Here is a 1,143-nt window from a genome sequence, read left to right as displayed (position 1 = left end):
AGCCATAGATTTATTGCCTAACGCTACCGAGTTTGCACCTTGTGCGGCTGCCGCTTCACCAACTGCGGTAGAGCGTACACCACTAGCATCGGCTATATGACCAAAGGCTTGCGCGCGTTCGGCAGTAGCTTTTGATTGCCAACCGATAGAGGTTGAGCCTAAACCTGCGGCATTGGCTTCCCCGCCAACAGCCGTTGCGGAGTTTAGACCTGCATTGGCTTTATTGCCGACAGCGACCGTATCGTTAGTACCACCAGCGATTGCCGCTTCGCCAACTGCGGTAGAGCGAACACCGCTAGCATTGGCTAGATGACCAAAGGCTTGCGCGCGTTCGGCAGTGGCTTTTGATTGCCAACCGATAGAGGTTGAACCTAGCCCAGCAGCGTTGGCTTGACCGCCGACAGCGGTTGCTGAGTTCAGACCTGCAATGGCCATATTACCGATAGCAACCGTGTCGTTAGTGCCGCTAGACATAGCACTATTGCCTAAAGTAATGGCAGTACTGTTCGTAGTGGTTTGGGTATTTGAAACTTGGGAGTCAGCACCTGTTGCCATAGCAGTGCATGCAGAAGTTGCGGCAATGGCGAGAGTAAGGGAACTGATTTTGAGTATCGTACTTTTAAGTGCTACGTTTGATAGGGAATCCATTTTCATCATGCTAAATCCTTTTAGACAAGCCATCTTGGCTTAGTAGGGGGGGGGTGGGTAAAAGCCGATAGATTACAATCCTTGCAATGTCAGCGTACTTTGGCATAAATAACTTGATCATATGTAGAGTCCGCAACATTAATGTAACACTAATTTTTAACCATTATTCAAATAATGATAGCATTATATTTTCAAAGGTCATTTAAGCCGACGAATGAACAGTTATAATATAAAACTACCGTAAAGGAGAGCATCGGTGCTGTACAACTTTGATGAAATAATAGACAGACGTAACACGGGGTCGTTTAAATGGCATTATACCGATGACACCATTCCGCTGTGGGTCGCGGATATGGACTTTAAGACTGCTCAGCCTATTTTATCGGCGATTGAGCAAGTAACGCAGCATGGCATATTGGGTTACACCGTGCCGACCGAGCCGTTGTATCAAGCGATTATCGACTGGCATGGCAGTCGTTATGACTTGTGGCTGGA

1 protein-coding gene and 1 pseudogene are annotated in these 1,143 nt (G+C 47.6%); one reads left to right on the top strand and one right to left on the bottom strand.

Annotated elements, in window-relative coordinates:
- On the bottom strand, positions 1 to 654 hold a 654-nt coding region (locus I3257_RS14110; RefSeq protein WP_238050170.1), incomplete at its 3' end, for a hypothetical protein.
- A gap of 250 nt (positions 655 to 904) precedes the next feature.
- Here I3257_RS14110 and I3257_RS14105 point away from each other — a divergent pair.
- Positions 905 to 1,143 (top strand): annotated as a pseudogene (locus I3257_RS14105) (pyridoxal phosphate-dependent aminotransferase); the annotation flags it as partial.

The sequence above is a fragment of the Psychrobacter sp. Ps7 genome (assembly GCF_022129225.1).
In the GTDB taxonomy this organism is placed as follows: Bacteria; Pseudomonadota; Gammaproteobacteria; order Pseudomonadales; family Moraxellaceae; genus Psychrobacter; species Psychrobacter immobilis_A.
The sequence above is the reverse complement of the archived record's forward strand: the minus strand, read 5'-3'. Positions and strand labels throughout refer to the sequence as shown.